We start from the raw sequence: 19,648 nt of genomic DNA on the forward strand, positions 1-19,648 counted from the left end.
CAGTTTGCGCTGGGCTAGGCCCCGCGCACCTCTGCGATCATCGACCTGAGCTCGTCCAGGGATTGCTGGCCGAACGCGCCGAAGTCCCCGGCGATGTAGGTGGGTGTTCCGGACAGCCCCATGTTTTCGGCCAGAATCCAGGAATGCTCGATCTGGCGGGCGATATTGATGTCCTCCATGTCGCGGCGCAGCTGACCCATGTTGAGGCCGACCGAGCTGGCGGTGGCGATGGCGCTTTTGTCATCCGCCGGACCTTTGATGCGCATCAGGCTGGTGTGGAACTGCCAGAACTTTCCCTGTCGCAGCGAGGCGAGTGAGACTTTTGCACAATAAAGTGATCCGGCACCAAAGACTGGCCATTCCCGCAGCACCACCCGCAACTGCTGATCCTCAAGGATCAGCCGGTGCAGGTCAGCGACCGAAGCGCGGCAATATGGGCAGTTATAATCAAAGAACTCGGTCAGCGTCACATCACCGGAGGGATTGCCCAGAACTGCGCCCAGCTTTTCATGTTCAAGCGCCTGACGCAGCCCGTCAGGCATGGGATTTTCCTGTGCAGAGGCAGGGATGCCGGTGATGATGACGGCTCCTGTCGCAAGGCCGGTCTGCAGGAATTCGCGCCGGTTGCGAGAGGGGAGTTTTCTGTCTGGCATGGGCCTGTCCTTCTGCGATCTGGAGCGCATTGATAGGCGGCGGGCCTTAACCAAGCCTTAAGCGCAGAACTGTTCGCGCCTGATCACCCTTAAGCTGGTGTTAAGCTTTCTCGCCCATTCGGGCGCGGGATCCGATACCCCGAACGACTGGAGCGTGAAATATGAATCAACCTTGCCACCAACCCCCGCATGATCCGCGCCGCAAAACGGCGACTGTGGATGGCACAGCAAGCAGACGTGCGTTTCTGGGCGGGCTGATCGCCGGAGGGCTGGCGCTGCCGCGGCTTGCATCGGCTCAGGCCATTGATCCGACGACGGGGCAGGCCGTTTATGGCTCGGCGACTGCCGGGCAGGCGCCGGATGTGGGCGTCTATCAGATCGACCCGACCAAAGACAGCCGCCGCAACCTGTCTTCGTTCCGCAATCGGCATTGGAGCGAGTTCTACCCCTCGCTTGGCAAGGGGGTCATTCTGGCGGATATCTCATCGCGTGCGCTGCATTACTGGTCGGGCGACGGGAACACCTATCTGCTGTTCCCCTCTTCGATCCCGGTGTCGGAAGAGCTGACCAAGCGCGGCCGGACCGAGGTGGTGCGCAAGGCCCAGAACCCGACCTGGACGCCAACCCCCAGTATGCGTCAACGCGATCCCAGTCTGCCGCAGCGGGTCGAAGGCGGGGCGCCGGACAATCCCTTGGGGGTCTATGCCCTGTATCTGTCCTGGCCGGCCTATCTGATTCACGGCACCCATGATACGCGCAAGATTGGCCGTAAATCCTCAAGCGGTTGCTACGGGCTTTATAACGAACATATCGCAAGGCTTTACCCGCTGGTCGAGATCGGCACGCAGGTCACCATCTTCTGAGCCTGCGCAGCGGGCGACCCCCAAATGTGATCAGGTGGTGCGGGGTGCGGCGGGCAGGATCAGTTCTGCCCGCTCTCCGCCATTGTGGCGCGGGGACAGGCGCAGCTCACCCCCCATCGTCCGGACCGCGGCGGCAACGATCGAAAGGCCCAGCCCGCTGCCGCTGCCCGAGGGGCTGGACGCACCGCGATAAAAGCGTTCGATGACATGAGGGCGGTCTGCCTCGGCAATACCGGGGCCGCGGTCCAGCACCGCAAAGCGTACAGTGTCGCCGTCCCGCAATAGCCGTGCCTCGACGCACGCGCCTTTGGGCGAGGCGAGGATTGCATTTTCCAGCAGGTTACGCAGTGCCGGTGCCAGCAGGGCTGCCTGCGTGGTGCGCCACCGGGTTTCTCCGGTCTCAAGCCGCAGGGTGACGCCGCGCGATTGCGCCAGAATCACCAGCGCATCGGCGACATCGGCAAGGATGCGCGCGCCTTCTTGCGGGGGTGCGCCGCTGTCGATGGCGTTCTCGGCCGCTGTCATATCAAGCAGTTGGCGCACCATCCGGTCAGTGCGGTCCACCCCGCGCGCGATCTGCCCCAGCGCCCGATCCCGGGTTGCCGTGTCCGGGGCCATTGCGGCGACTTGCGCCTGCGTTTTCAGCCCGGCCAGCGGGGTTTTCAGTTCATGTGCGGCAAAGGCGGTAAAGCTGCGCTCGCGCTCGCGCAGCCCCTCGACGCGCTGGAACAGGCCGTTCAGTGCCTCGATCATCGGGCGCAGCTCCGAGGCTACATCGACCTGACGCAGCGGGCTTAAATCGGTCGCCGGACGGCGCGACAGCGCCTGAGTCAGCCGGTCAAGCGGCGCCAGCCCGCCGCGCACCGCCAGCCAGATCAGTACCGCCAGCAGCGGCAGGATCAGCAGGGCGGGTGCGAGCAGTCCCATCGCGACGTCATGCACCAGCCGTTCACGTATCGAGCGTGCATCGCCCACCATGACGCGCACGCCCATCTCGCGGTCCACATGGGTATAGACGCGCCAGACCTCGCCGTCGGCCTCGCGCTCGCTGAACCCTTCCTGCCGGGCAAGCTGGCCCGATGGCGCGCCGTCGGATTCGCTTTTCAGTTGGCCGTCAAAGCCCCAGACCTGACAGATCAGCTGTCGGGCATAATCATGCGGTCCGGTGCCTGCCAGGGCCGGGGCTTCATCGACCAGCATAGCTGCATCGGGGGCGGCGATGCCGCCGTTGCGACGGATCAGCGAGGCGACCATGCGGGCCGATTCCTGCAGGCGGCGGTCCAGAACATGGCCGACCTCGACCCGCGTCGAATGCTGAATCCAGCCCATCGCAGATAGCCAGATGATGCCGGTGGCGACCAGCAGGATCACGAACAGCCGTTTGCGGATCGAGTTCATGCCCCACCGTCCTGTTCGCTGGGCTTGCCCAGCCGATAGCCTGCCCCGCGGACCGTTTCGATGAACGAGGGGCCAAGCTTGGCGCGCAGCTTGTGGATATGGACCTCGACCGTGTTGCTCTCTACTTCGGCCTGCCAGCCATAGAGCCGCTCTTCCAGCACCGATTTGGCAAGGATCGCGCCGGGGTGTTCGATCAGCGCCTGAAGAATGGTGAACTCGCGGCGCGAAAAGGGGATATCCGTACCGTCGCGCCTGCCTTGCATGGTGGCCGGGTCCAGCTGCAACCCGTTCCATTCGATCACTGCCGCCGCCCGGCCCTCTTGCCGGCGCAGCATGGCGCGCAGGCGGGCGGCGAGTTCCGCAAGGTCAAAGGGCTTGCCAAGGTAATCGTCCGCCCCTGCATCAAGGCCTTGTACCCGGTCGCGTACCTGATCGCGCGCCGTCAGCAGCAGGATTGGCAGGCGCGACCCCGCGGCGCGCAGCTCGGCCAACAGGTCCAGACCCGAACCATCGGGCAGCATGATGTCCAGCACCATGCCGGCAAAGCCGCCACCCGTCAGCGCGGCGCGGGCATCACCCAGTGTTCCGACCGCATCGGCGGTGAATCCGGACAGGCCCAGGCCGACGCTTAACCCGTCTGCAAGGGCCGGATCGTCCTCGACAATCAAGAGGCGCATGGTTTTCCCCGCAATTCGTGACGATCACGCTATCGTTGATAAAGCTTAAGGTGGGCTTAAGGTCGCGTCTTTAGCCAGAGCCCATGATAACGAGATTGTTCCCCGCACTTGTGGCGCTGCTGATCGCGGTCCTTGCCGCCAGCGCCTCCACTGCCCAGTCACACAAGGCACCTTTGCCGCCGCATGAGGCCTTTGCCCTTTCCGTCAGCCACGATGGAGAAACAGGGCTTTCGCTGAACTGGCGCATCGCCGAGGGGTATTATCTTTACCGCAGCGAATTTTCTGCCGAGGCGGGCGGCCAGAGCCTGCCGCTTTCTTTGCCCGGGGGCGAGGTTCACGATGACCCCTATTTCGGCACGGGCCAGATCTATCGCGACGCGGTCTCGGTCCGGCTTGAAAGGATGGATCGGCCGGTGACCCTGCGTTGGCAGGGCTGTCAGCAGGATGGTATCTGCTATGCGCCACAAACCGCGCGGCTGGACGCTACGGGCAAGCTGATGGCAGGCGATGCCCAAGCAGGCGCGGAGTGGAGGCCGCAGGCCGCTGGCCCCGGGCTGCGGCTGACGCTGGCGCAGGATCAGGGGTTGGTGCAGGGGCTTGCCCTGCGCGGCGGGGGTGCATTGGTCATCGCGGCTTTTCTGGGCTTCGGCTTGCTGCTGGCCTTTACCCCTTGTGTCTTTCCTATGCTGCCCATCGTCGCGGGCATGCTCGCCGCGCAGGGTGAAAGTCTGACCGCGCGGCGGGGTCTGTTGCTGACCAGCGCCTATGTGCTGGCGATGGCGGTGGCCTTTGGTCTGCTCGGTGTGGCTGCGGCGTGGTCGGGGGCGAACCTGCAACTGGTGCTGCAATCGCCCGCCGCGATCGCTGTCATTGCGGTGCTATTCGTGGTGCTGGCCCTGTCGATGTTCGGCTTTTACGAATTGCGCCTGCCGCAGGCGCTGTTATCCCGCCTTGGCCGGGCCGGGAGCTGTCGCGGCTCGGTCGGGGGGGCTATGGTGCTGGGCCTTACCTCGGCGTTGATCATTGGCCCCTGCGTGACCGCGCCGCTGGCCGGGGCGCTGATCTATATCGCCCAGACCGGAGATGTCATTTTAGGGGCTGCGGCGCTGTTTGCGCTGGGGCTGGGACAGGGGCTGCCGCTGCTTGCTATCGGGCTCTTTGGTCCGCGCATCCTGCCCCGCAGCGGTGGCTGGATGGAGGGCGCGAGACGCGCCTTTGGCGTGATCTTTCTGGGCTTTGCGATCTGGCTGGCGGGGCGGGTGCTGCCGGGTCCGGCGACGCTGGCGCTTTGGTCGGCCCTGCTGGTCGGGATGGCGGTCTTTCTGGGTGCGCTGGACCGGCTTGAATGCGATACGACGCGTACGCGGCGGCTTGGCGCGGCTATGGGGGTGCTATTGCTTTTCGCCGGGTTGGTTCAGGGTTTTGGTGCGGCGCTGGGGGCCGGTGATCCCCTGCGCCCGCTGGCGCCGCTTGCCGGACGGGACGTGCCCGCTCCGACCAAGGCAGGGCCACAATTTGCCGAGGTCTCGACCCGTGACGAGCTTGGCCGTGCCCTGACCGCGGCTCAGGGGCGTCCGGCGCTGGTTTACATTACCGCTGACTGGTGCGTGACATGCCGCGCCATCGAGCGCGGGCCTCTGGCCGATCCCGCCGTTCATGCCGCGCTGGCTGATCTGGCACCGATCCGGCTGGACGTTACCAGCTTTAACGCCGAGGCACAGGCGCTGATGCAGGATCTGGCTGCTGCTGGCCCGCCGACGATGATCTTTCTGGATCCTTCGCGGGCTGAGGCTTCGGGCAGCCGGCTGATCGGCGCGATGGACAGCGCCGCGCTGCTGGCCTCGATTGCGAAGATCGGGCTGTGAATGCGATCTCGATCGGGCCGTTGGTCCTTGACGGCGCACGCTTTGCCGCCGTGGTGGCGTTTGCCCTGTTCTTTGTGCTGGCTGAGGTCGCAGCGCGGGCAAAAGGGCGCGATGCGGCGCGCTGGCCAATTATCGCGGCGCTGGTCTGGGTTCTTGCCGCGCGGGCTGGCTTCGTCCTTGCGAACCGGTCCAGCTTTGCCAGCCATCCGCTGGACGCGCTGAACCTGTGGCAGGGCGGTTTTCTGCCTGCTGCGGGCTGGGTCGCTGGCGCAGCCCTGCTGCTGTTTATGCTTTTCCGCCGTGTGCACGGCGCGGGTCTGGCGTTGGTTCTGGGCGGAGCGGTCGCCTTTCTGGCGCATCAGGCCGTCATCGCCGCGCTTCCGCGTCCTGTGCTTAGCGTGCCTGATATCCAGTTGCTGACGCTGGATGGAAAGGCGGTGCAGCTTGCCGGGCGCGGCCGCCCGTTGGTGCTGAATCTTTGGGCGACCTGGTGCCCGCCGTGCCGGCGCGAGATGCCGATGATGGTCGATCTGGCCGCGAATAGCCCCGGCATCGATTTCGCCTTTGTCAATCAGGGGGATGACCTGCGCCGGATTACGGGCTTTCTTGCTGCTGAGGGCCTGCCCGGACAGGGGATGATCAGTGACCCGCAAAGCCGGTTGATGGGAAAGCTGGGTGCTATCGGCCTGCCCTCGACGCTGATCTTTGACGCGCAGGGCAGGCTGGTCGCGTCCCATATGGGTGAGATTTCGCGTGCCGCCCTGACCCGCATGATTGCGCAGGCGGCAATGACCGCGCAGCTAAGATAAGGAGACGTTATGAGTATCACCCGGCGCGATATTCTTGCCGCGACCACTGGCCTTGGCATTTCCGGTCTTGCCACAGGGGCGCTTCTTTTGAGCCGCAGACAGGGTGCCAGCGTAAAGCCGACGCCCGATGCGATGATCGATCAGGCGCTGCACGATCCTGACAACCCGGTGCTGGGCAATCAACAAGGCGCACTGACCGTTGCTGAATATTTCGATTACCAATGCCCTTACTGCAAGATGGGCCATGCCATGCTAAGTCGGGTGGTCCGCGATGAAGGCGATATCCGGCTGGTGATGAAGGACTGGCCGATCCTTGGCGCACCTTCGGTTCTGGCCAGTCAGCTGGTGCTCGGCGCTGTGTCGATGGGTCGCTATCATCAGGCCCATGACGCGCTGATGGCGACCGACGCGCGGCTGTCCCAGGATCAGATCCACGAGGTTTTGAACGCGGCCGGCATTGACCCCGGGACCGCCCTGACTGCCTATCGCGCCGAACGTGATCGGTGGGACGGGCTTTTATCGCGCAACTCGGCCCAGGCGGCGGGGCTGGGCCTTGGCGGCACGCCGGTCTTTGTCATCGGCGGAACGGTCTATCCGGGTGCCATGGACGAAAACCGCCTGCGTCGCGCCATCGCTGAGGCGCGAGGTCAAATCTAAGCTGAAACGCCCGCCACTTTATAAAAAGGAGATCCCATGCAACGCCGAAATCTGATCCTCGCGGGCGCGAGCCTGCTGTCGCTGCCGGTTCTGGGCCGTCCGGCCCTTGCAAAGAAAACGCGTGAGAACCCGATGCCCGAGGATCTGCGCAAGGCGCTTGAGCGTGACCCGACCTCGCCGGTTCTGGGCAATCCGCAGGGGGACATCACCCTGACCGAGTTCTTTGATTATAACTGCCCGTTCTGCCGTAAGATGGTCGATCCGATGCACCGGCTGATCACCTCGGACAAGAACCTGCGGGTCGTCTTTCGTGAATGGCCGGTTTTCGGCGAGGATTCGGAATTTGCCGCGCGCGCCTCTTTGGCTTCATTGCAGCAGGGGAAATACTGGCAGATGCATACCGCGCTGTTTCGCACCAAGGGCCGCGTGACCGAGGTTGCAACCATGCGCGCCGCGCGAGAGGTCGGTCTGGATATCGCCCGGCTTGAACGCGACATGGCTGCCGAACAGATCGAGCGCCATATTTCGATGAGCCATATGCTGGCCGAACATATGGGGCTGGTCGGTACCCCGACCTTTGTTGCGGGCGATGAGGGCGCCTTTGGCCAATACAGCCTCGCCGATCTGCGCGGGCTGGTGGAACGTGCGAGAGAAACCCTGCGGTAGGGTGTCGCCAAGGCTGATGCGCCGCTGACTATCCTGACAGGCAGGGATGCGGCGGCCTGACGGTGGTCGTCCCTGGGTGGGGCGATGATGGTCAGGACTGTCCTTCCTGATCAGCCTCGGCCTCCAGCCGTTCGCGCAGCGTGGCCATGACCCGGTGCGCGGTTCGGATTTCCTCGGCTGACAGGTCCTTTGCCAGCGCATTCACCCGGGGGGTATAGGCGTCGATTGCCGCTTCATAGGCTTGGCGCCCCTTTTCGGTCAGCACCACCAGTTGCGCGCGGCGATGGTGGGGGTTGGGCTGAAACTCGACGAGCCCTTCTTTTTCCAGATCATTCACTATGCGCTGAACGTTCTGACGGTTCGCGCCAAGATCGCGGGCGATCCAGGCCACAGGGCGTGACATTTCTGACAGAACGATTGCGCCCAGAACCTGCCAGCGTGCGCTGGTCAGGCCGAATGGCGCAACCAGCCTGTCCCCCCAGCCAAGCGTCAGGTTGTTCACGCGGAACATGGTCAGGATCAGCCCGGTCAAGGCTTCGCCTTCTGGAGTTGCCGCCTTTTGCTGCATTTTCCTCTCCGTGCTTAGATTGACACCATGGTGTCAAAGATCTAATTGTAATCATAATACCAAATCGACATCATGATTACAATTTTGCTCTGTAAAGGAAAGCGTCATGCCAAAGATCATCCACCCTATCGCCGGATTAGTCGCTTTCCTGACGGTTGCAGGTTTCTGGCTTTCGACAGTGATTTCAGAGCTGTTTTTGGGTTTAGCAGCAGTTGTTGAGGTCAAGACCGCTATTCCATGGGGTTTTTTGCTGCTGGTCCCCGCGCTGGCCCTGACCGGAGGGACCGGGTTTTCCTTAATGCGAGGTCGCCGAGGCAGGCTGGCCGACGCAAAGCTGCGGCGCATGCCGATCATTGTCGTGAATGGGTTGTTGCTTTTGATCCCGGCGGCGCTGTTTCTGGCCTTTAAGGCCAAAGCTGATGAGTTTGATGCCTATTTCTACATCGTGCAGGCGATCGAGTTGATTGCAGGGGCGGTGAATATCACCTTGCTTGGGCTCAATCTTCGCGATGGGTTAATGATGAAGGGCCGGTTGCGCCGTCGCAATGTGTAAATTGCGGCGTAACGCATTGGCTCTTTCACAAAGCTCCGTGCAGCTTGCAGGCAGCCAGTCAGGCCAGATGGCAGGCAACGGCCTGGCCGGGGGCAAGCTCGCGCAACGTGGGGATCCGGCTACGGCAGTCGTTGACCGCGATTGGGCAACGCGAGGCAAAGGGGCATCCCGGCGGCAGGTTGACCGGGCTTGGCGGATCGCCTTGCAGCCGTGCCCCGCCGCCGCGGCGCCGATGCTCGGGCGCAAGCGAGGGGGCGGCGGCGATCAGCGCCTGCGTATAGGGATGCCGGGGAGAGGCAAATATCCGCGCTGCCGACGCCTTTTCCACGATCCTGCCCAGATACATCACGGCGATCTCGTCGCAGACATGGCGGACGACGCCAAGATCGTGGCTGATGAACAGATAGGTCAGCCCGGTTTCCCGCTGCAATCGTCGGATCAGGTTCAGCACCTGGGCTTGCACCGCCACATCCAGCGCCGAGACTGGCTCGTCAAAAACGATCAGATCTGGTTTGGTCGCCAGTGCCCGCGCCAGCCCGATGCGCTGGCGCTGCCCGCCCGAGAACTGATGCGGGTACAGCGATTTCAGCTCGGGGCGCAGACCGACCTGAGCCAACAGCTCTTCGACCCGGGCATCGCGCTGGGGTGGCTGAAGCAGACCCAGCAGGTCCATGGGTTGGCGGATGATCCGCCCCACCCGGTCGCGCGGGTTCAGGGATGAGAAGGGGTCTTGAAAGACCATCTGAAAGCGTGGCCGGGCGCGGCGCAGCTCCTGGCCCTCGATGCGGCTGATGGGGATGCCGTCAAGGTCGATCTTGCCGCTGGTGATCGGGGCAAGGCGCATGACCGCCAGCGCCGTCGTGGTCTTGCCCGAGCCGGATTCACCGACGATCCCCAGTGTCTGCCCGCGTGGAATGTCAAAGCTGACGCCGTCGACCGCATGGATCGTGCCGCCACGCCCGGTCGGGAAATGCACCCTGAGGTCGCGGACGGAAAGAAGCTGGCTCATGCGGAAACCTCATTGGCTTGCAGCCGGATGCAGGCGGCCGAGTGATCCCGGGACATCGCGACATGATGCGGCTGGGCTGCGTTGCAGGCCGGAACTGCCAGCGCGCAGCGCGGTGCAAAGGCGCAGCCCCGGCCAAGATCGGTCAGGGCCGGTACGATGCCCGGGATCTCGGGCAGGTCGGCGTCGGGATCGGCGTCGATGCGCGGAATGCTGGCAAGCAGCCCGCGCGTGTAGGGATGGCCGGGGTTGTCCAGAACCGCATCCGCCGGACCGCGCTCAATGATGCGACCAGCGTACATGACCGCGACCTTGTCCGCCATTTCGGCCACTGCGCCCATGTCATGGGTGATCAGAATGATCGCAGTGCCGGTTTTCTGGCGTAACTCGTCAAGCAGCGCAAAGATTTGCGCCTGCACGGTCACATCCAGCGCCGTCGTCGGTTCATCCGCGATCAGCAGCCTTGGTTCGCAGGACAGTGCCATGGCGATCATCACCCGCTGGCGCATCCCGCCTGACAACTGGTGCGGATAGGCGCGGGCGCGCAGCTCGGGTTCGGGGATGCCCACGGCGCGCAGCATCTCGACCGCGCGGGCAAGCGCGGCCCTGGGGCTGACCTTTTGATGCAGGCGTACCGCCTCGGCGATCTGCTCACCGCAGGTAAAGACCGGGTTAAGCGAGGTCATGGGCTCTTGAAAGATCATGGCGATATCGCCGCCCCGGATCCGGCGCAGCTCAGATTGTCGCAACCGGGTCAGGTCGCGACCCTGAAACAGGATGCTGCCGCCGACGATCCTGCCCGGGGGTGAGGGGATAAGCCCAAGGATCGACAGCGCGGTCATGCTTTTGCCACAGCCGGATTCGCCGACAATGGCCAAAAGCTCACCAGCGGCGACGCTGAAGGACACGTCATCAAGGACATGGGCCACGCCGCGGCGGGTGACGAAATCGACCTTGAGGTTGCGGATGTCCAGAACGGGTTCGGTCATCATGGCTCAGCGTTCTCTCATCCTGGGGTTGAAGGCGTCGTTCAGCCCGTCTCCGACCAGGCTGATGCCCAGAACGGTCAGAAAGATCATCGTGCCGGGCAGGGTCACCACCCACCACGCGTCCAGCAGATATTCGCGTCCGGTGCCGATCATCAGGCCCCAGGACATGACATTGGGGTCCGACAGGCCAAGAAAGCTAAGCCCTGCCTCGAAAAGGATGGCCATGCCGATGGTCAGAGTGGCCGAAACAATCAGCGGAGGCAAAGCATTAGGCAGGATGACGCGCCAGATGATATTGCCGTCGCCCGCGCCGACCGCGCGCATGGCGCTGACATATTCCAGCGTGCGGATGCGCCGAAACTCGGACCGGGTCAGTCGTGCGGTCTGGGGCCAGCTGACGATGCCGATCGCCAGCGCCACGTTGATAAGTGTCGGCTGAAACAACGTGACCACCACCATGGCAAACAGCAGCGGAGGCAGGACCTGAAAGAACTCGGTGACGCGCATCAGCATGTCATCGACAAAGCCGCCGTAAAAGCCTGCGTAGGCGCCGATCACCACCCCGATCAGCATGGTGATCAGCGCGGCGGAAAAGCCGACGGCCAGCGTGGCGCGACCGCCCTCGATCAGCCCGGCAAGGATGTCGCGGCCAAGGTTGTCGGTGCCAAGCGGAATTGTCGCCTCCTCGCCCGGCGGTGTCAGCGGAGCCCAGACGATTTCGAACGGATCGACCTGATAGAGAAAGGGTCCGGCAAAGGTCATCAGGATGACCAGCCCCAGCAGCAACAGGCCAAGCATGGCGGCAGGGCTGCGGCGAAAGATGTCCCAGGCTTCGGCCATAGGGCCGCGGGCTGCTGGAACCGTGGTTCTGGCGGGCGCGGTCATGTCTTAGCGACCTCCGGCAAGGCGCGGGTCCAGCAGACGCGAGATGAAATCGGTCAGCAGGTTCGCGATGATGACGATCAGAGTGGAAAAGAACAGGATACCCATCACAGTGGGATAGTCGCGGGCCAGAATCGACTGAAAGGCCAACGTCCCAAGTCCTGGCCAGCTGAACACCGTCTCGACCAGGACCGCGCCCGAAATGATGGTGCCGAACTGCATGCCCGCGACGGTCACGACCGGCAGCAGGGCGTTGCGAAAGGCGTGGCGGCCAAAGACCTGCCGCTCGCTGACCCCCTTGGCGCGGGCGGTGCGGATGTAATCCGCGCCCAAAACCTCAAGCATCGCGGCGCGGGTCAGGCGGCTGTATTGCGCCAGATAGACCAGCCCCAGCGTCAACGCCGGCAGAACCAGATGATGGGCGATGTCCAGTGCACGGCCCAGCGGGCCACCCTGTTTCACCACGTCGATCATCCCGGCGATCGGAAACAGCGGTATGGTTGCGCCAAACAAGATGACGAGCATCAGCCCGGTCCAGAACACCGGTGCCGAATATCCGACAAGCGACAGCACCGTGACCAGTGCCGAGGCGATCCCGCGCGGATTGCGCGATGCCAGCATTCCCAGCCGCGTGCCTATGATCAGCGCAAAAGCCAGCGCGGTCGCCACCAGAAGCAGCGTTGGTCCAAGGCGCGACAGGATCAGTTCGGCCACCGGGCGATTGTAGAAATAGGAGGTGCCCAGATCGCCTTGCAACGCGCGGCCCAGATACAGGGCCAGCTGGGTCAGTACCGGCTTGTCGAGCCCGTATTGCTCGCGGATCGCGGCCATGACCTCGGCATTGGCTCCGCCCATTTCACCGGCGATGACCTCGGCCGGATCACCGGGGGCAAGCTGGATCAGCAGAAAATTCAGGACCAGGACCGCAAGGATCAGGGCCGCTACGTAAAGCAGCTGCCTGAGGATAGCTTTGAACATCTCGATTGCCTCTGCCGGTTATTGCTTCAGCCAGACCTCATCCATCGGCCCCATCGCCCCCCAGATCGAGACGGGCGGGTTCTGCACCGCCTGAGACCAGACCGTGTGATAGGGAATCTCATTAAGGAAATGGATCGGGATGTCGGCGGTGATCTGTCCAAACGCCTGGGCGTAAAGCTGTTTGCGCTTGGTCAGGTCCGGTTCGTCCCCGGCTGCGTTCAGGAGCTGGTCGACCTCTTCGTTGCAATATTGCTGGGTGTTAGACCAGATGATCCCCTGTCGGATGTTCGAACACAGATAGGTCCGGTTCACCCCGATCACCGGGTCGCCCCAGTTGAAGACCAGATCCATCGTCATATCGAAATCATAAGAGGACACACGCTGTGCCCAGGTCGGGAAATCCGGCGAGGCGCGGACCGAGACCTCGACCCCCGCCTTGGCCAGCGCCGCCTTGACATATTCCGCAACCGAACGCTGCTGCTCGTCAGTGTCGGGCAGATAGTCGATGCGCAGTTTCAGCGTCTGCCCCCCTTCGCCAAAGCCTGCCTCGGTCAGCAGAGCCTTGGCCTTGTCGAGATCAAAGTCATAACGCTCGACCTCTTCGGTAAAGAAGGGACTGTCCCGCACGACCGGCTCGATCGCGGGTTTGGACAGGCCTGAATGCAGGGCCTTGGTGATGAAATTGCGGTCGATGGCGTAAGCGATGGCCCGACGCACGCGCACATCGGACAGGGCGGGGTGCTTGGTGTTGAAGGCGAGCCAGTTTACCGGACCGATCCCGGCATAACCCTGATCGCTGATGGTCAGGCTGCTGGATTTCTCAAGCCGCCGGATCAGTCGGGTCGAGTCGAGCATCGGGAAAAGCTGCGCCTCGCCCGATTCAAGCGCCAGCACGGCCGAGTTCGGATCCTGATACTGGCGGATGACGATCCGATCCAGATAGGGCCTGTCTTTGAGGAAAAAGCCATCGTGACGCTCCAGGATGATATGCTGCCCCGGCTCGAAAGCCGTTACCTTGAAAGGGCCCGAGCCGACGGGCATGTTGTTTTTCGGGTTCGACTTGATGTCCTGCCCGTCGTCAAAGACATGTTTGGGCATGATCGGTGTCAAAGCCGATGACAGCACCAGCAGGATCGCGGGATGGGGCTGCGTCATGCGGATGACAACGGTCTGCTGGTCAGGCGCCTCAAAGGTCTCGGCCGGCGCGAGCATGCTTGAAAACGGGTGGTTTTCCTTGACGACGCCCAGCGACCAGATCACGTCCTCGGCGGTGATCGGCTGACCGTCATGAAAGGTCGCGCCGCTGCGCAGCTTTAGGGTCAGAACCTTGCTGTCCTCGCTGAACGACCAGCTTTCGGCCAGATAGGGCTGAGGCTCGAAATCCTCACCATAGCGCAGCAATGTGGCAAAAATCTGTGCGGCGGGGACGGCGGTTGCGATGCCCGACTGGACGGCGGCATTCAGGTGGCGTGGTTTTTGCACCGAGGCCACGACCAGCGTGCCACCTCTTTGCGCCTCCTGCGCAGAGATGGAGGGGGCGGTGCCAAGTGCGGCCAGGGCGACCGCGCCGGCCAGCAGGAACCGACGTGAAAAGGCAGGGCTCGGGATCATCTGAATCTCCTGTTGGTCGCGCGCCAAATTCTGTGGTGGCGCTGCATCCAATGGATCGGCCATAGGCGGCCTTTCCGGCAAATGCATTTTTGCGCCAGAATTCCTCAGAAATCTTGTGGAAGGTAGGGCCGCACAAAGGCGCGGTCAAATTCCCCGCGCATCGCCTGCATCTCGCAAGTAGCTATAATCGCTTCGCAAACTGGCGACAGTTGTACGTCACGGCGAGTCAGGACCCCCGCGCGGGGGGCGTCATGTTCGCCCGCCAGCGGCAGCCGGACCAGATCGCCCCGGGCATAGGTCTGCTTACTCATTGGGCGGATGTTAAAGATCCCGTAACACATTCCGGCGGCGATCAGCGCCCGCATCATGTCGGTCGAGCGGGCTGAATAGACCACGTTCGGTTTCAGCCCCCGCGCCGAAAAAAGCTCCATCAGGTAGCGCCGCGACATGTCGAGATCCAGCACCACCAGCGGTTCGGGCGCCAGTTGTTCCAGCGTGACGAAACGTCCGCTGGCCAGCGGATGAACCGCGGGCAACGCTGCATGGGGATGGGCAACGAAAAGCGGCAGGAAGCGATAGGTCATGTCGTTAGCCATCCCATAGCAAAAGGCGAAATCGGCGTCACCCGTATCGACGGCGCGGGCGAGCTCTTCCCAGTTCCCCTCGATCACCTCGATTGCCAGATTTGGGTAACGTTCGCGAACTTCGCACAGGATGGTCGGCAGCAGGATCGGTGCCAGCGGCGTGAAACAGGCGATTCGGGCGGTGCCGTCGATGCGTTGCTCAAGATCGGTGATCTTGCCGTCGAAACGCGACTGCGCTGCCAGCAAAAGGCGGATCTCGTCGATGATCTTGCGGCCAAAGCTGGTTGCTGCAATCCCGCGTGAGGGCACGCGGGCAAAGATCGGCTGGCCCAGCTGTGCCTCGATATGGTCGATGGCGGCCGCGATGGATGAGGGCGAAACTGCCAGCCCCTCGGCTGCGGCAGTGATCGATTGGTGCCGCTCGGCCGCTTCGATGTAGTGCAGGTGTTTCAGCGTATAATGCATCGAACCCTCATCAAAATAGCGGAAATACCCCGAAATTATGCATTTCACACAGGATCTTTGTCACGGCTAATCTGCTCTGAACGCCGCATCTGACGGAGAAATTTCATGATCCCGACCGTATTTTCAGCCCGCCGCATCATCACCATGGACCCATCCCGGCCCGAGGCCACGCATGTCATGGTGTCCAGTGACGGGCGCATCCTTGCGGTCGGCGGACCCGAAGAGATGCGCGGTCGTGGAGAGCTGCGCTATGATGAGCGTTTTGCCGAAAAGGTACTGATGCCCGGTTTTGTCGAAGGTCACGCCCATATGATGGAGGGTTCGGTCTGGCGCTTCACCTATCTGGGTCATTACGACCGCATCGCCCCGGATGGACGGTTGTGGAAGGGGATCGGCAGCACCAATGCGCTGGTCGAGCGGTTGCGTGATCGGGCCGGGGAACTGGCCGACGGGCCGATCATCGGCTGGGGCTTCGATCCGCTTTTCGTGCCCGGATACCGGTTGTCGCGGCTGGATCTTGACCGCGTATCGACCACGCGGCCGGTCATGGTGCTGCATTCGAACGTGCATCTGCTGACCGCCAACAGCGTCGCACTGGAAATGGCCGGATATGACGAGAACACCGATATTCCCGGCGTTGTGCACACCGAGGATGGCGCGTTGCACGGCGAGTTGCAGGAAATGGGCGCCATGTTCCCGGTCATGCGCCGGGTCGGGGCAAGCTTTCGCTCATTAAGCGGCGATCCCGAGGCTGTCTGGAATTTTGCGCGCTCTGCTTGCCGGGCGGGGGTTACGACTTCGACCGACCTTCTGAACGAACTGCCGGATGACACATTGGCCGACCTTTTTGCGATGACGGGTGATGAAGGCTATCCGCTGCGGCTGGTCCCCATGCTTTCGGCCATGTCTTTGCCGCCTGAGGCCGTGGCCGTGCGCGCAAAAGAGCTGCGGGCGCGTTCGACGGACCGGCTGCGGCTTGGCGGGGTCAAGATTGTCACGGATGGCTCGATTCAGGGCTTTACCGCGCAACTGAATGCGCCGGGCTTTCACAGCGGTATCGACAACGGCATCTGGAATATCGCCCCCGAGGCGCTGAACACCTTGGTGGATGAGCTGAACCGCGAGGGTGTCCAGATGCACATCCACGTCAATGGTGACGGCGCAAGCCTTGCCGCGATCGAGGCGCTGGAGGCGGCGCTTTCAGGCCATTTCCGCCCCGATCACCGCCACACCCTGCAGCACTGCCAACTGGCCGACCGCGCCCAGTTGCGCCGCATCGCTGCGCTGCAATGCTGCGTGAACCTGTTCGCCAATCATCTGTATTACTTTGGCGACAAACATTATGAGGTGACCGTCGGCCCCGAACGCGCCTGCCGCATGAACCCCTGCGCCAGCGCGCTTGAAATGGGGATTCCGCTGGCGATCCACTCGGACGCCCCGATCACGCCGCTGGCACCGCTGGTTACGGCATGGTGTGCGATCAACCGCCTGACCGACAGCGGCCGGCAACTTGGCAGCTCGGAACGGATCTCGTTGGACGCGGCGCTTAACGCCATCACGCTGGGTGCCGCCTATACGCTGAAGCTTGACGGAGAGCTGGGCTCGGTCGAGGTCGGCAAACGTGCCGATTTCGCCGTGCTTGAGGATGACCCGTATGTGCTTGGCCCCGAGAGTCTGCGCGAAGTCCGGGTCTGGGGCACCATTTTTGGCGGCAAGCCGGTTCAGGCGGGTTCGTTCTGAACATGGCACCTTTGCCGGTCAATATCCTCTGCGGCTATCTAGGTGCGGGCAAGACGACGCTGCTGAACCGCCTGCTTGAACAGCGGCAAGAGCGTATTCTCGTCATGGTCAATGATTTCGGCGATATAGCGATTGACGTGTCACTGATTTCACGCCGCTCAGCGGATACGATCCAGCTTAGCAACGGCTGCATCTGCTGCACGATGGGCGGTGGGCTGTTCGAGGCCTTTGAGCGGGCCCTGCGGTTTGGCAACAAGGTCGACCGGCTGGTGATCGAGGCAAGCGGCGTTGCTGAACCCCGGCGGCTGGCGAGCTTTGCTTTGGCCGAGCCGGATCTGGATTGTCGGGCGGTGGTGGCGGTGACTGACCCGCAAACGCTGCCCGAACGACTGGCTGACCCGCGGATAGGCAAGGTCGTGGAAAGCCAGATCCGCGGTGCCGACGCCGTCTTTTTGTCACGTGCTGATATCGCCTCCCGTGCATCCATGCGTCGGGTGGCAAGGCTGACTGCCGGGCTGAACCCTTTGGCAAGCCAGCATCGTGCGCTGGATGGGGTCTTTATGCAGGCGCTGGCTGCGCCCCATGATGGCCGCAGCCTTTTGGCGCTTGCGCCCGAGCGTGATCATCAAAGGTTGTTTGCCAGCCGCACCATCACACTCGGCCCCGCGCCCGAACGCGGGCGGCTGGCCGAGATCATCGAACGGCATCGGCACGCGGTTCACCGGCTTAAGGGCTATGTCCGATGCGCGGGGATCGAGCGCCCCCTTCTTGTACAACTCGCAGGTGGCGCGCTGTCGCTTGATCCTGCCGCGCTGCCCGAGGGTATGCAGGTGAACCGGCTGGTCGCAATCTCGCCCGATGCCAAGGCTTTGGCGCGGCTTGAGGCTGATCTGGGCTTGGCGGTGGCTTAAGAATGTCGCCGCGATGATCCGTCCCTGCTGGCCGAAGTCGGCTTAGCGGTTGCGAAATAAGGGCTTTCGCTTTTCAGCAAAGGCGTTCATTCCGTCGCGGCGATCCTCGGTGGATTTCCTGTCCGGCCAGCGCCTTGACCGGCAGTATTTCCCTGAACGGCTGGAGGTGCGCGACCACCTGCCTTTGGCCGCCTTCGGGAACATCCGGAAATTTGTGCCGCGAAATGAGCTGCGGGCGGAATGCGAGGCTGCCAGGAATTGTCCTGCATCACGGCGGCAAACGGCTGGTCAGCGTGATGCAATGCGGTGGCTGGGGCGGGCCACCTGAACCGTCGGGGAAAGTCGGGGGCGGCAGCCGCCCCCGCTAAGGCTTACCTGCCCAGTGTGACGAAACGCTTTTCATCCTCGATGAATGTCTTTTCATCCGGCGCGGCTTCGTTCGAGCCGAAGGGCATCTGGGCGATCAGTTTCCAGCTGGAAGGGATGCCGAAGGCCTGCGCCAAAGCCTCATCCGCGATGGGGCTATAGTGCTGCAGGCTTGCGCCGATCCCTTCTTCGGCCAGCGCGGTCCAGACTGCCAGCTGGGCCATCCCGGCCGAGTTGCTGGAGAAACCCGGGAAGGCATCCGCATAAAGCGGAAAGCGTTCTTGCAGGTCGCGGACCGTGTCCTGATCTTCATAGAACAGCACGGTGCCGGCACCGGCGGCAAACCCCTTCATCTTGGCCTCGGTCGAGGCAAAGGCGTCGGCGGGGACGATCTTGCGCAGCTCTGCCTCGATCAGCGACCAGACTTTATCGCTTTCCGCGCCGAACAGGATGACAGCGCGCGAGCTTTGCGAATTGAAGGACGAGGGCGACAGGCGGATGGCCTGTTTGATCAGGGCTTCGACCTTATCCTGAGAATGGGGCAGGCTCTTTCCAAGTGCATATTGGGTCCGCCGCTGGGCAAGCAGTTCGATGGTCTTGTTGGTCATTATGGATCATACCTTACTAAGATCCGCCGGGGAGGCTGGATGATTGCCGCCTAGTTCTGCCCCGCATCACGGGCGGCGGCAAGCCTTGGCCCCCAGATATTGGGAGGCCGCATGAAATGGCGCAAGCTGTGGGGTTTCAGCCCTTCTGGTATCCGGCTGTCGCCTCGACCGGATAGGGAAAGCTCTCGATCTGATCGAGGATGGACATTGCCCCGATGATCAAGGCGCGAATTCCGTCGCGGTGCTCGGGGTCGATCGGGTTTTCATCCGGGTCAGTTGGTGCGTCGCGTGCGGTCCGGGGCAGCACCGTATCGGCGACGGCGACGCAATGGAAAGCGATGGTCAGCAGCAGCCAGCGGGATTGTGCAAAGGTCAGCCCGCATGAAAGCATCATCGCCTCCTGATGCGCGACGATCTTTTCGGTCATCGCGGGGGTGATCATGTCGCCGCGCAGCAGATAGGGGGCGATGCCCGGATGAGCAGCGACAAGACGCCAGATCGATTCCGCAAACCCGGTCATATAGGTTTGCAGGTTCTCGCGCCTCGCTTGGGCAGGCGGGGGAAACTGCCAGCGCAGAAATATCTCTTCGGCGATCAGGCGGCGCAGCTCTTCCAACCCCGAGACATGCTTGTAAAGGCCCATGTGGCTGACACCCAGCCGGGCTGCGACCCCGACAAAGGTCAGCTCTGGCAGGCCGATGGCGATGCCGGCATTGGCGATACGTTCGCGCGTGATGGTCGGCGGGCGGCCACGGGGTGCGGCAGGGGTGTCCGAATTCATGGCGTTCCTTTCTGGTCT

The 19,648-nt window shown here is 62.9% G+C and carries 20 protein-coding genes; 8 read left to right on the forward strand and 12 right to left on the reverse strand.

The annotated features are described in order from the left end of the window. Positions 1-14 precede the first annotated feature (14 nt). Positions 15-653: a DsbA family protein gene (locus PARACOCCUSGL_RS0106110; RefSeq protein ID WP_010394283.1), complete on the reverse strand. Its 639-nt coding sequence runs from the start codon at positions 651-653 to the stop codon at positions 15-17. Positions 654-814: 161 nt separating this feature from the next. Between PARACOCCUSGL_RS0106110 and PARACOCCUSGL_RS0106115 the strand changes: the two genes are divergently transcribed. Beyond that, positions 815-1,516, forward strand: a complete 702-nt coding sequence (locus PARACOCCUSGL_RS0106115; RefSeq protein WP_010394285.1) for a L,D-transpeptidase — start codon at positions 815-817, stop codon at positions 1,514-1,516. A 30-nt stretch (positions 1,517-1,546) separates the two neighbouring features. Here PARACOCCUSGL_RS0106115 and PARACOCCUSGL_RS0106120 read toward each other — a convergent pair whose 3' ends face one another. Then, complete coding sequence (locus tag PARACOCCUSGL_RS0106120; protein WP_010394286.1) at positions 1,547-2,914, reverse strand: sensor histidine kinase; 1,368 nt, start codon at positions 2,912-2,914, stop codon at positions 1,547-1,549. Continuing rightward, on the reverse strand, positions 2,911-3,591 hold the full coding sequence (locus PARACOCCUSGL_RS0106125; protein WP_010394287.1) for a response regulator transcription factor: 681 nt from the start codon (positions 3,589-3,591) through the stop codon (positions 2,911-2,913). The genes PARACOCCUSGL_RS0106120 and PARACOCCUSGL_RS0106125 overlap by 4 nt, the downstream gene beginning before the upstream one ends. A gap of 95 nt (positions 3,592-3,686) precedes the next feature. Here PARACOCCUSGL_RS0106125 and dsbD point away from each other — a divergent pair, with 95 nt between their 5' ends. Genes dsbD through PARACOCCUSGL_RS0106145 form a run of 4 tightly spaced genes read left to right on the forward strand, consistent with a single transcriptional unit; the run spans position 3,687 to position 7,588 of the window. Then, positions 3,687-5,456, forward strand: a complete 1,770-nt coding sequence (dsbD, locus tag PARACOCCUSGL_RS0106130; protein ID WP_010394289.1) for a protein-disulfide reductase DsbD — start codon at positions 3,687-3,689, stop codon at positions 5,454-5,456. After that, a complete protein-coding gene (locus PARACOCCUSGL_RS20310) occupies positions 5,453-6,265 on the forward strand; it encodes a TlpA disulfide reductase family protein (protein ID WP_010394291.1) in 813 nt (270 codons plus the stop codon). Before dsbD ends, PARACOCCUSGL_RS20310 begins: the two co-directional genes overlap by 4 nt. 9 nt (positions 6,266-6,274) lie before the next feature. Next, positions 6,275-6,922, forward strand: coding sequence for a DsbA family protein (locus PARACOCCUSGL_RS0106140; RefSeq protein ID WP_010394292.1), 648 nt, complete (start codon positions 6,275-6,277; stop codon positions 6,920-6,922). Positions 6,923-6,958: 36 nt separating this feature from the next. After that, positions 6,959-7,588, forward strand: a complete 630-nt coding sequence (locus PARACOCCUSGL_RS0106145; RefSeq protein ID WP_010394293.1) for a DsbA family protein — start codon at positions 6,959-6,961, stop codon at positions 7,586-7,588. 91 nt (positions 7,589-7,679) lie between these two features. Here the strand turns inward: PARACOCCUSGL_RS0106145 and PARACOCCUSGL_RS0106150 are convergent, their stop codons facing one another. Then, entirely contained in the window at positions 7,680-8,120 is a 441-nt protein-coding gene (locus PARACOCCUSGL_RS0106150; protein WP_227493509.1) for a MarR family winged helix-turn-helix transcriptional regulator, read from the reverse strand. 142 nt (positions 8,121-8,262) lie between these two features. Between PARACOCCUSGL_RS0106150 and PARACOCCUSGL_RS0106155 the strand changes: the two genes are divergently transcribed. Further along, positions 8,263-8,709 (forward strand): hypothetical protein, encoded by a 447-nt coding sequence (locus PARACOCCUSGL_RS0106155; RefSeq protein ID WP_010394295.1) that lies wholly within the window; start codon positions 8,263-8,265, stop codon positions 8,707-8,709. Between the two features lie 58 nt (positions 8,710-8,767). On the opposite strand, the gene PARACOCCUSGL_RS0106160 is transcribed toward PARACOCCUSGL_RS0106155, so the two are convergent. The 6 genes from PARACOCCUSGL_RS0106160 to PARACOCCUSGL_RS0106185 form a co-directional block, all read right to left on the reverse strand. Beyond that, positions 8,768-9,718 (reverse strand): ABC transporter ATP-binding protein, encoded by a 951-nt coding sequence (locus PARACOCCUSGL_RS0106160; protein WP_010394296.1) that lies wholly within the window; start codon positions 9,716-9,718, stop codon positions 8,768-8,770. Next, positions 9,715-10,707, reverse strand: coding sequence for an ABC transporter ATP-binding protein (locus tag PARACOCCUSGL_RS0106165; RefSeq protein WP_010394297.1), 993 nt, complete (start codon positions 10,705-10,707; stop codon positions 9,715-9,717). Before PARACOCCUSGL_RS0106165 ends, PARACOCCUSGL_RS0106160 begins: the two co-directional genes overlap by 4 nt. 3 nt (positions 10,708-10,710) lie before the next feature. After that, entirely contained in the window at positions 10,711-11,589 is an 879-nt protein-coding gene (locus tag PARACOCCUSGL_RS0106170; RefSeq protein WP_029371640.1) for an ABC transporter permease, read from the reverse strand. 3 nt (positions 11,590-11,592) lie between these two features. Further along, positions 11,593-12,564, reverse strand: a complete 972-nt coding sequence (locus tag PARACOCCUSGL_RS0106175) for an ABC transporter permease (protein ID WP_010394303.1) — start codon at positions 12,562-12,564, stop codon at positions 11,593-11,595. Positions 12,565-12,582: 18 nt separating this feature from the next. Next, positions 12,583-14,175 carry an ABC transporter substrate-binding protein gene (locus PARACOCCUSGL_RS0106180; protein WP_029371642.1) on the reverse strand — a complete coding sequence of 531 codons (1,593 nt, stop codon included), beginning with the start codon at positions 14,173-14,175 and terminating at the stop codon, positions 12,583-12,585. Positions 14,176-14,279: 104 nt separating this feature from the next. Further along, entirely contained in the window at positions 14,280-15,272 is a 993-nt protein-coding gene (locus tag PARACOCCUSGL_RS0106185) for a LysR family transcriptional regulator (RefSeq protein WP_010394307.1), read from the reverse strand. A gap of 57 nt (positions 15,273-15,329) precedes the next feature. Between PARACOCCUSGL_RS0106185 and PARACOCCUSGL_RS0106190 the strand changes: the two genes are divergently transcribed. Together PARACOCCUSGL_RS0106190 and PARACOCCUSGL_RS0106195 are read left to right on the forward strand one after the other, a co-directional pair. Continuing rightward, entirely contained in the window at positions 15,330-16,964 is a 1,635-nt protein-coding gene (locus tag PARACOCCUSGL_RS0106190) for an amidohydrolase (RefSeq protein ID WP_010394309.1), read from the forward strand. 2 nt (positions 16,965-16,966) lie between these two features. Beyond that, positions 16,967-17,875 (forward strand): GTP-binding protein, encoded by a 909-nt coding sequence (locus PARACOCCUSGL_RS0106195; protein ID WP_010394311.1) that lies wholly within the window; start codon positions 16,967-16,969, stop codon positions 17,873-17,875. Positions 17,876-18,246: 371 nt separating this feature from the next. On the opposite strand, the gene PARACOCCUSGL_RS0106200 is transcribed toward PARACOCCUSGL_RS0106195, so the two are convergent. Both PARACOCCUSGL_RS0106200 and PARACOCCUSGL_RS0106205 read right to left on the reverse strand, forming a co-directional pair. Next, on the reverse strand, positions 18,247-18,849 hold the full coding sequence (locus PARACOCCUSGL_RS0106200; protein ID WP_010394313.1) for a nitroreductase family protein: 603 nt from the start codon (positions 18,847-18,849) through the stop codon (positions 18,247-18,249). Positions 18,850-18,985: 136 nt separating this feature from the next. Continuing rightward, entirely contained in the window at positions 18,986-19,630 is a 645-nt protein-coding gene (locus tag PARACOCCUSGL_RS0106205; RefSeq protein WP_010394315.1) for a TetR/AcrR family transcriptional regulator, read from the reverse strand. Between the last annotated feature and the right edge of the window lie 18 nt (positions 19,631-19,648).

It is taken from the genome of Paracoccus sp. TRP (genome assembly GCF_000185925.1).
Classification (GTDB): domain Bacteria; phylum Pseudomonadota; class Alphaproteobacteria; order Rhodobacterales; family Rhodobacteraceae; genus Paracoccus; species Paracoccus kondratievae.

What these genes read in the sequence shown, in the direction of transcription:
- PARACOCCUSGL_RS0106170 (WP_029371640.1), bottom strand. Translation starts at nt 11,589, where the DNA reads ATGACCGCGCCCGCCAGAACCACGGTTCCAGCAGCCCGCGGCCCTATG.
- PARACOCCUSGL_RS0106160 (WP_010394296.1), bottom strand. Translation starts at nt 9,718, where the DNA reads ATGAGCCAGCTTCTTTCCGTCCGCGACCTCAGGGTGCATTTCCCGACC.
- PARACOCCUSGL_RS0106180 (WP_029371642.1), bottom strand. Translation starts at nt 14,175, where the DNA reads ATGATCCCGAGCCCTGCCTTTTCACGTCGGTTCCTGCTGGCCGGCGCG.
- PARACOCCUSGL_RS0106145 (WP_010394293.1), top strand. Translation starts at nt 6,959, where the DNA reads ATGCAACGCCGAAATCTGATCCTCGCGGGCGCGAGCCTGCTGTCGCTG.
- PARACOCCUSGL_RS0106155 (WP_010394295.1), top strand. Translation starts at nt 8,263, where the DNA reads ATGCCAAAGATCATCCACCCTATCGCCGGATTAGTCGCTTTCCTGACG.
- PARACOCCUSGL_RS0106125 (WP_010394287.1), bottom strand. Translation starts at nt 3,591, where the DNA reads ATGCGCCTCTTGATTGTCGAGGACGATCCGGCCCTTGCAGACGGGTTA.
- PARACOCCUSGL_RS0106200 (WP_010394313.1), bottom strand. Translation starts at nt 18,849, where the DNA reads ATGACCAACAAGACCATCGAACTGCTTGCCCAGCGGCGGACCCAATAT.
- PARACOCCUSGL_RS0106120 (WP_010394286.1), bottom strand. Translation starts at nt 2,914, where the DNA reads ATGAACTCGATCCGCAAACGGCTGTTCGTGATCCTGCTGGTCGCCACC.
- PARACOCCUSGL_RS0106175 (WP_010394303.1), bottom strand. Translation starts at nt 12,564, where the DNA reads ATGTTCAAAGCTATCCTCAGGCAGCTGCTTTACGTAGCGGCCCTGATC.
- PARACOCCUSGL_RS0106195 (WP_010394311.1), top strand. Translation starts at nt 16,967, where the DNA reads ATGGCACCTTTGCCGGTCAATATCCTCTGCGGCTATCTAGGTGCGGGC.
- PARACOCCUSGL_RS0106165 (WP_010394297.1), bottom strand. Translation starts at nt 10,707, where the DNA reads ATGATGACCGAACCCGTTCTGGACATCCGCAACCTCAAGGTCGATTTC.
- PARACOCCUSGL_RS0106205 (WP_010394315.1), bottom strand. Translation starts at nt 19,630, where the DNA reads ATGAATTCGGACACCCCTGCCGCACCCCGTGGCCGCCCGCCGACCATC.
- PARACOCCUSGL_RS0106140 (WP_010394292.1), top strand. Translation starts at nt 6,275, where the DNA reads ATGAGTATCACCCGGCGCGATATTCTTGCCGCGACCACTGGCCTTGGC.
- PARACOCCUSGL_RS0106115 (WP_010394285.1), top strand. Translation starts at nt 815, where the DNA reads ATGAATCAACCTTGCCACCAACCCCCGCATGATCCGCGCCGCAAAACG.
- PARACOCCUSGL_RS0106110 (WP_010394283.1), bottom strand. Translation starts at nt 653, where the DNA reads ATGCCAGACAGAAAACTCCCCTCTCGCAACCGGCGCGAATTCCTGCAG.
- PARACOCCUSGL_RS0106190 (WP_010394309.1), top strand. Translation starts at nt 15,330, where the DNA reads ATGATCCCGACCGTATTTTCAGCCCGCCGCATCATCACCATGGACCCA.